The following is an 8,418-nucleotide window of genomic DNA, read 5'->3' on the forward strand; positions in this document are numbered from 1 at the left end:
GAATGCAGATGCGATCGCCTCCGGCGGGCGGTTACGCCATCGCTGCTGGTTTATCCCCATTAAATCCAGAGTCGATGGCTATGGAAGCAGGAAGATTAATGATTACACGCCTACGGGCGTTATCTAACTCTGGTAGTGATTTTGCCTTTGAAACCACATTAGCCGCGAGGACTTTTGCACCTTTTATAATTGAATGTAAAGCTAAAGGCTACATAATTAATTTAATTTACTTTTGGTTACAAAGTCCTGATTTGGCAGTAGAACGGGTGGCACAAAGGGTTGCTAGCGGCGGACATTCAATTCCAGAAGATGCGATCCGAAGACGCTACCAGAGAGGGAGAGTAAATTTAATTTCTTTATATTTACCTTTGTGCGATGGTTGGATGATATATGACAATTCAAGTTCATCACCTGTTTTCGTTGCTGAACGCATTACAAATCAACAGCCTATAATCTATGTAAATGAAACTTGGAATCGAATTATAGAGGTGGAAAATGACTGAAGAAGAAATGAAAAAGTTACATAGTAAAATTGATGCTGGAGTTAAAGCGCTTCCGGCTATTATGCAATACAGTTTTTATCCTTGCCCCCTCCTAGCATAGCTTTCAGTTTTGAGGATGTACCTCATAGCTGCCGGAAGTGCTGTATCGAGTATTATTGACTGGGATTTACCTAATGCAAACAGGAATAGTTGAAGTTAACTTAATTCAACTCAATGATCATTTTAAATTGCCATATATTCCTGATTTAATTGCCCAAAAATTAGCAGATGTAGAAAAGTCTACTTTATCAAATGTTGATGTAGTTTTTCATCATCGAGAATATGAACGATTGCGCGAATGCTTGCAAGAAGCGTATGAGGCAAGTACACTACCTGAAGCACCTGCGGCGAAATCGGCTTTACATAATTTGCTGATACGTTTGAGAATTAGAAGTTAAAGCTAGCGTATTATATTGGTTTACAAAATCCAGAAACATCTCAGGAGAGTTCAGGAATGCCGATACTCATTTTTTGGGGTTGAGGGATGGCAATCATCGCATCATGATCATAAATAAACGCTTTCAACTCCTACTACCAATCCTATCACCGCTCATAGCGTTGGCGCAGCCCGCCGTAGGCATCGCCTCTGCCCTGATCGTCGGTGCTATGCTCATATTACTCGCTGGGGCAAATCCGATCGCTGCCTACACAGCTTTATTTCAAGAATCCCTAACTACATACTTTGGGTTTGGCAACACCCTCACCAAAATGACACCCCTATTATTTACCAGTTTAGGGGTATTAGTTGCATTGCGGGCTGGTCAATTTAATATCGGTGGCGAAGGACAAATTTATCTCGGTGCGTTGGGTAGCGCTTTAATTGGGTTATATGTGCAAGGAATACCTGCAATCATCCACATTCCCTTAGCACTTGTCGCAGGATTTCTCTTTGGTGCGGTTTGGGGTTGGATACCTGGTTATCTCAAAGCTATACGGGGAATCAATGAAGTCATCACTACTTTATTACTGAATTACATTGCGGTGAATTTAGTTAGCTACTTGGTGCAAAACCCCTTAAAAGCACCAAATTCCCCTAGTCCTTATTCGCCATTAATTGCTAAAGAAGCACAGTTACCAATTATTTTACCCCAAAGTTTAGCCCATGCGGGCATAATACTGGCGTTAATGACCGCCGGAGTTTTGTGGGTATTATTAGTGCGATCGCCTCTAGGATACCAAATCGCCGCCGTTGGTTTTAACCCCACAGCCGCCCATTATGCCCGGATTTCGGTCAAAAATACCATTATGCTAGTGATGGGGTTAGCAGGTGGTTTAGCTGGGTTGGCGGGTGCTTCTGAGGTGATGGGGTTGAAGTACCGCTTATTTGAACAGGTGTCATCTGGTTATGGGTTTGATGCTATTGCGATCGCTTTTTTAAGTCGCGGTAGTATTGGTGGTGTAGTGTTGACTTCTTTATTTTTTGCTGCCTTGCGTAGTGGTGCAAATGTCATGCAACGTAGTGCTGGTGTGCCTGTGACTGTAGTTTATGCAATTCAAGGATTAACTGTGTTATTTATTGCTATCAGTCTCGCTGTAGAGAGACAATTCAAAATTCAAAATTCAAAATAGGGGTCATCGTTAGAGGATGTTTGAAACAATATGTATAGACATATGCTTCACTCCATGAACGCACCCGTGTATACATCAAAAGACAAATTACAGATATTGATTACAAATTACCAATTATATCAAGTCCGGTTAATTACTTATGATTACCGCATCTGTACAAAAAGCAGGAAAATCTCTTTCTCCCTGCTCCCTGCACCCCTGCGGTCTAAATGATAAGTCTTTACCCGGACATGATATTATTTCCGCACTACTACTAAAGTTCCTGTTGAAGTCCAGTTGTAAAGATTGCGAGCTTGCTTAACAGGTAAATTTACGCAACCGTGGCTGACTGGAATCCCAAAACGGTTGTGCCAATAAGCGCCATGAATGGCATACCCTCTGTAGAAATACATTGTGTAAGGAACGTCAGGAATGTTGTAGCCTATGCCTCGCATCCGGTGAGTGCGATACTTAGAATTAATCCGAAATCTACCTATGGGTGTGGGAGTCGATCGCTTACCTCCAGAAATGCGGTATGAATGAACAAGTTTATTACCTTCCCATGCACGTAACCGTTGCTCTGACAGGTCAATTTCAATCCAGCGAGGTTGGCTAATATTATTAGTTTGATCGAGTGATGTGGCTGTTGCTGTAGTCGAGTTGGGTGTACCTGTTAGCGGTGATGACCAAGAGAATATTGTCACCACCATCAGCGCCACGCCTGTACAAAAAGAAAAAGTTCCTGAAGAACGAATCCCACCACGGCGAATCCAAGTTTGCATTATGCCTCACCTTCTAAACTACGCAAAAATCATCAAGTGAAGTAATTTTCTGGAAAACTACAAATTTCCAGAGTGACTACTTACTTTCTGTGGAGGATTTACGCAATTCATCCGCTAATGCTTCTTAAGACAAGTCCTAAGCTAATCCGCATTCAATTTGCACATTTGTCATTTGTCATTTGTCATTTGACTAATGACCAATGACTTTTGTTATTTGTCCGTTGTCATTTGTCCTTTGTCCTTTTACTAAGACCAATGACCAATGACTAATGACTAATGACTAATGACTAATGACTAATGACAATCTTGACAAAAATCTGTCATTTAAATGCCTAAATACAAACTTTCCCCAAGTTCATATTTGCATTTGTGATTTCATCCAGGAATTATCAGGATTTCCACGTATTTGTTGGGCAAATCGTTTAATGCCCTCTTCTATATTTTATTTCAAGTTCAGTAATTCCGACTCCGAATATTCCCAGCATAAAATTATGCTGGGAATCACTGAATTGTCTTGATTTGTTGTTATTGATGATTTTACCTAAATTGCCTTTTGGCTGCTTCACCGATTATTTCTGAATGACTATTGGTGTCCCTACCGATGCCCACTCGAATAGCCATTTTGCATGCTTAGGTGCGATATTCACACAGCCGTGGCTCACTGGAGTACCAAATCTCTTATGCCAGTAAGCTCCGTGAATAGCGTAATTACCTTGGTAAAACATCGCATACGGAACGTTGGGAACATTGTAGTTTTCTCCCTGCATCCGTGTAGTTTTAAACTTAGATTGAATCTTAAAAGTACCAGCAAGAGTAGGTGTGGCTTTTTTGCCAGAGGAAATAGCACTTCCATAAACCACTTTGTCACCTTGCCAAGCTATTAATCGTTGCTTTGAAAGGTTAATTTGAATCCAGCGCTGATCCGATTGTTGTAATGTTTGGATTGTCTGTGTAATTACTTGATTTTGGGAATTAGCCCAAACTTCACTGGTTCCAGGAGTAGTAAAAACACTTAATGATAGTGCTGTACCAGTGAGGATTATTTGTAAGCGATGCACCCAGTCAGGATAAATCTGTCTTTTCATTTTAGATACACTCACACTCAAATCATGGGGTTTTGAGAAACAGATAGGTTTTCACCTTTATTTCCCTATCTATTACTTTAATAGACGTGAATTTTGATGATTTGATTCTAAGTTAACCTAACTGTTGCATGAGGTTTTTTGCCTGAGTTGCGATCGCTTGCCAATTTCCCTCTGTGACAAGCTTTTTCGGAAATAATTCCCCACTCAAACCAACAGCGATCGCTCCGGCTTGTAAAAATTCTTTGGCATTTTCCAGAGTCACGCCGCCTGTAGGAATTAAGGGAATCTGACCCAGAGGCCCTTGCAAACTTTTGATATAATCAACTCCTCCCACTGCTTGCACGGGAAACACTTTTACACAACTAGCGCCCTGACTCCAAGCGGTAACAATTTCAGTAGGAGTCATAGCCCCTGGTATAATCGGCACATTTTTTTCTTGTGCTGCTTGAATCATTGCCGAATCAACGTGCGGTGTGAAGAGAAATTGCGCCCCAGATGCGATCGCATCTTCTAGCTGCTGCACATTAAATAGCGTACCAGTGCCAATCATACAGGCTGGTAATTCCGAACGTAGTTGACTGATTAATTCCCCAGCGCGATCGCTATTCCAGGTAATCTCAATTAGCTGCATTCCCCCAGATGCTACAGCCATTGCCATTTGCTGCCCCAATTCGATTTTAGGGGCGCGGATAACTGCGATCGCTCGGTGTTTTTGCAACTGTGATAACCAAATTTGATTAAGCATTTTGACTGGGAATTGGGGACTGGGACTAGAGAATAGTTTTCATCTAGTAAATACCTAATTTTTAATACTAATGCCCAATCCCCTTAAAACTTGCTTCTTGCATCAAGCTATGAGATATTAAATAATATAACAGTAAATCTATCGTATTACCGTAGTTTAAGATTAAATGCCTCAGCATTTGGGTCTAAAGGAGTAATTAAAATGACAATTGCCCGACAAAACACAACAGCATCCTTACCAATCACCATTCACGATTCCGAAAGTATTGATTTAGCTAGCTTATGGAAACTTGTGGAACTAGCTACAAATGGATTTTGGTGGCGCACTAAGTCATATACAACGATTCTGGGCGTTATGCTGCTGACCTTGATAAGTCTGATTTTCCTAAGTATGCATTGGTCTTACCGCAGACTGTTCCCATTTATCAGCCATCGAGTTAGTAGGAACGATCGCGCCTAAGCAATTAAAAATTAAAAGCTAGACATGAAGTTACGTAGGGATAGGCGATCGTCTCAATCGCCTGATTTTACTTACTTTAGAAACAGCCTCTAAAAACTCAGCTTAATTCTTCTAGTAGAGGATAGAGCTAATTAAAAATGCATATACTGCAATTACCAAGCAATAGTTTGTATAAGCCCCTAGTTCAAGACCTACTAGGAGCTTTTTTTTAATTGACTATCTACCTCAAATATGTAAGATGGATATTGGGCAATCGTAACAGAGTGGCTGTCACAGCTATCTATAGCAGACTTCTCCTAACCAGGATGTTAGCCGCAATATATCAAACAACTTAGTAGCAATTAAACTATTCCTAATGGATATTCATAATTAATTCTGATGGTAGATTAAGTCAGAAACGAAGATCGTTAATATGTATTTGTAAGTCAAAAACGTTTACCAACTAAACAACAATGAATATTCTTGCTTGGATTGTTTTAGGTCTAATTGCTGGTGCGATCGCAAAAGCTATCTACCCCGGTCATCAAGGTGGCGGAATTCTAGGAACAATTGTGTTAGGAATTATCGGTGCTTTTGTTGGTGGTAGTTTAGGTGTATTCTTCAGTACGGGAACCTTAGCTCTAGCCGCTCCTAGCCTCAGTATTCCAGGTATTGCAGTAGCTGTTCTTGGCGCAATTGTCGCAGTCTTCCTGTGGAATTTGTTAACCAACCGCAGTGCTGTATAAATATAAAATTGCGGTCAATCGATGAATGAGATTTGGCAAATGCATTTAACTATTTTTAACTGTGAATTAAATTAAAAAAACAGCGCCAGACTAATGATAGACTGGCGCTGTTTTGTCATTATAGCGGTTCTCAGTTGAGTCCAATACAGACCTAACCCCCAGTCCCTTCCATTGATTAAGTGCATTACGACATTCCCTCTAACCTCTCTATACCGTCAGGTTAGGCGGGAATTTCTGTATGAGGCTCGATTTTTGGACAGATATTAGTAAAAATTTTATAGGAAGATTAGCGATCGCTAAGTGTAGATTTTTCTGTTGTCCTTGACAATTGCTTATTTTTTCCAAGCTCTAAAAAAACTGACCAATATTACAACGCCCTGAAATATTGCTGTTTTTAATGGGAAAACTAACTTTAGTAAAGTGCAGTCTACTACGCCACTAAAAAAGGTATATATGAGCACAGTTAAAATTCAGGCTACGGAATATTCTATCTCTAAAGTATTTAGCAACGATTTTGTCTTCACTATTCCTTTATATCAGCGTCCCTATGCCTGGACAACCGAGCAAGCTGGAGAACTGCTTGAAGATTTAATCACTGCTTTAGGAGACGGTAACAAGACAATTGATGAGATAAACCCGTATTTCTTAGGAAGCATTGTACTCATAAAAAGAGATAAACCAGATGCTCAAGTTGTCGATGGTCAACAGCGTCTAACTACACTCACTATACTGATAGCTGTTTTACGGACATTACTTCCTAAAGAACAAACAAATCACTTGACTAAATATTTATACCAAGAAGGTGATCCTTTTGAAGGTACTTGTAATATTTATCGTTTGAGGTTACGTGAGCGAGATGCACAGTTTTTTAATGAATATATTCAAGATGAATGTGGTATCGGGAAATTGCAAGATTTAAATGTTTCTAAAAAATCTGATAGTTGTAAAAAAATTAAGGAAAATGGTCTTTTATTTATTCAGAGATTACGTCAATTTAATGAATCTCAGCTTTTTCGTCTTGTGCAATTTATTGTTACCAGATGTTTTATAGTAGTAGTATCTAGTCCAGATTTCGACTCTGCATATCGTATTTTTTCTGTATTAAACAACCGGGGATTAGACCTTTCACCTACAGATATTTTAAAGGCTGATATTATTGGAGAAATACCAGATATTGAAAAGGAACAGTACAATTCTAAATGGGAAGAAATCGAGGATTATCTAGGACGCGATGATTTTAAAGAGCTATTTTCTCATATCAGAATGATTTATCGTAAGGCTAAGTTAGCTGATACAATAATCAAGGAAATACGCGAGTATGTTAAACCTTTAGTTAATCCTCAGAATTTCATTAATAAAACTTTAATCCCTTTAGCTGATTCTTTTGAACAAGTCAAAAGAACAAGTTATACAAGCACTAATCGTGCTTCGGAAGTAAATAAATTATTTGAATGGTTAAATAGGATTGATAATTCAGACTGGATACCACCAGCTATTCTGTATCTATCAAAAAACTGCAATGACTCTGAGAAACTAGTATATTTCTTTACTGATCTAGAACGTCTTACCGCAGGGCTAATGATTAAACGGGCTAACATAAATGAACGCATCGGACGTTATGGCAGATTATTAACTGCTATTGACAAAGAAGAAGATTTATATAAGCCCGACTCACCGCTTCAACTTACATCAGAAGAACGGAATGATATCCTTGATATTCTCAAAAAAGACCTTTATTTAATTGAGAAAATTCGTCTTTATGTCTTGCTTCGTCTAGATGCTGCACTTACTGGTGGCGATGCATCTTACAACTTTCCTACTATTACAGTTGAGCATGTGCTACCACAAAGTCCAAATCCTAATAGTGTGTGGGTACAGTGGTTCCCTGATCAGAAAGAACGGGGAAATTTCGTACACCTTTTAGGTAACTTACTTTTGCTATCTCGTAAGAAAAACAGCGAAGCACAAAACTATGACTTTGCTAAAAAGAAAGAGATATACTTTACTGGTAAAACAGGTGTTTCACCTTTTGCATTGACTACCCAAGTGTTGAAGGAACAGGAATGGACACCTGAAGTCATCAACAAGCGGCAGAAACACCTAATTGATAAGCTCAAAGAAATTTGGCGTTTATAGCAGTAGTTTCTGACAGTGCGATCGCACCCTAAATTATACAGGAATCTGGAAAGTGATCGCACACCCAACCTAAAGCAAGTAGTATTTTTAACGTAAATTAATAGTAAATTTGTTTTTGATTTTAATAAGTATAAATACGTTAAAATCTACAGCTTTCATAAAATTTTCAATAAGTTGCACTGGTCGCACACACAAACCGACGATGTTTCGTTAAGCTGTAAGCGCTATGATTGAAGTTTATTGAACCTCTTATGCATTGGTTGTTATCTGGACCGTTGAGTAGAGAAGCATTGACGGTTAAGATTGTAGGTTTACCTGCATCGTTACAAGGTAAAAAGCTGGTGCAGTTGTCAGATTTTCACTACGATGGTTTGCGGCTGTCGGAAGATATGCTAG

9 protein-coding genes and 1 pseudogene are annotated in these 8,418 nt (G+C 39.3%); 7 read left to right on the forward strand and 3 right to left on the reverse strand.

Going from position 1 to position 8,418, the window contains the following annotated elements; all coding sequences use genetic code 11:
• Window positions 1-2 precede the first annotated feature (2 nt).
• The 3 genes from HWQ37_RS05710 to HWQ37_RS05720 all read left to right on the forward strand — a co-directional run bounded on the left by HWQ37_RS05710 (window position 3) and on the right by HWQ37_RS05720 (window position 2,111).
• Window positions 3-503 (forward strand): zeta toxin family protein, encoded by a 501-nt coding sequence (locus HWQ37_RS05710; RefSeq protein ID WP_292744792.1) that lies wholly within the window; start codon window positions 3-5, stop codon window positions 501-503.
• A gap of 173 nt (window positions 504-676) precedes the next feature.
• Entirely contained in the window at window positions 677-940 is a 264-nt protein-coding gene (locus HWQ37_RS05715; protein WP_363318089.1) for a hypothetical protein, read from the forward strand.
• 103 nt (window positions 941-1,043) lie between these two features.
• Window positions 1,044-2,111, forward strand: a complete 1,068-nt coding sequence (locus HWQ37_RS05720; RefSeq protein WP_292744796.1) for an ABC transporter permease — start codon at window positions 1,044-1,046, stop codon at window positions 2,109-2,111.
• Window positions 2,112-2,347: 236 nt separating this feature from the next.
• Here HWQ37_RS05720 and HWQ37_RS05725 read toward each other — a convergent pair whose 3' ends face one another.
• The 3 genes from HWQ37_RS05725 to HWQ37_RS05735 all read right to left on the reverse strand — a co-directional run bounded on the left by HWQ37_RS05725 (window position 2,348) and on the right by HWQ37_RS05735 (window position 4,702).
• Window positions 2,348-2,872 carry a L,D-transpeptidase gene (locus tag HWQ37_RS05725; RefSeq protein WP_292744798.1) on the reverse strand — a complete coding sequence of 175 codons (525 nt, stop codon included), beginning with the start codon at window positions 2,870-2,872 and terminating at the stop codon, window positions 2,348-2,350.
• A gap of 569 nt (window positions 2,873-3,441) precedes the next feature.
• Complete coding sequence (locus HWQ37_RS05730) at window positions 3,442-3,957, reverse strand: L,D-transpeptidase (protein ID WP_292744800.1); 516 nt, start codon at window positions 3,955-3,957, stop codon at window positions 3,442-3,444.
• 112 nt (window positions 3,958-4,069) lie between these two features.
• On the reverse strand, window positions 4,070-4,702 hold the full coding sequence (locus HWQ37_RS05735) for a bifunctional 4-hydroxy-2-oxoglutarate aldolase/2-dehydro-3-deoxy-phosphogluconate aldolase (RefSeq protein ID WP_292744802.1): 633 nt from the start codon (window positions 4,700-4,702) through the stop codon (window positions 4,070-4,072).
• A gap of 201 nt (window positions 4,703-4,903) precedes the next feature.
• Here HWQ37_RS05735 and HWQ37_RS05740 point away from each other — a divergent pair, with 201 nt between their 5' ends.
• From HWQ37_RS05740 to HWQ37_RS05755, 4 genes and pseudogenes are all read left to right on the forward strand, one after another.
• Window positions 4,904-5,161, forward strand: coding sequence for a hypothetical protein (locus tag HWQ37_RS05740; protein ID WP_292744804.1), 258 nt, complete (start codon window positions 4,904-4,906; stop codon window positions 5,159-5,161).
• A 452-nt stretch (window positions 5,162-5,613) separates the two neighbouring features.
• Complete coding sequence (locus HWQ37_RS05745; RefSeq protein ID WP_069071700.1) at window positions 5,614-5,886, forward strand: GlsB/YeaQ/YmgE family stress response membrane protein; 273 nt, start codon at window positions 5,614-5,616, stop codon at window positions 5,884-5,886.
• A 453-nt stretch (window positions 5,887-6,339) separates the two neighbouring features.
• On the forward strand, window positions 6,340-8,022 hold the full coding sequence (locus HWQ37_RS05750) for a DUF262 domain-containing protein (protein WP_292744807.1): 1,683 nt from the start codon (window positions 6,340-6,342) through the stop codon (window positions 8,020-8,022).
• A gap of 251 nt (window positions 8,023-8,273) precedes the next feature.
• A pseudogene (locus HWQ37_RS05755) lies at window positions 8,274-8,418 on the forward strand (metallophosphoesterase); the annotation flags it as partial.

The sequence above is a fragment of the Nostoc sp. NMS4 genome, assembly GCF_017115095.1.
In the GTDB taxonomy this organism is placed as follows: domain Bacteria; phylum Cyanobacteriota; class Cyanobacteriia; order Cyanobacteriales; family Nostocaceae; genus Nostoc.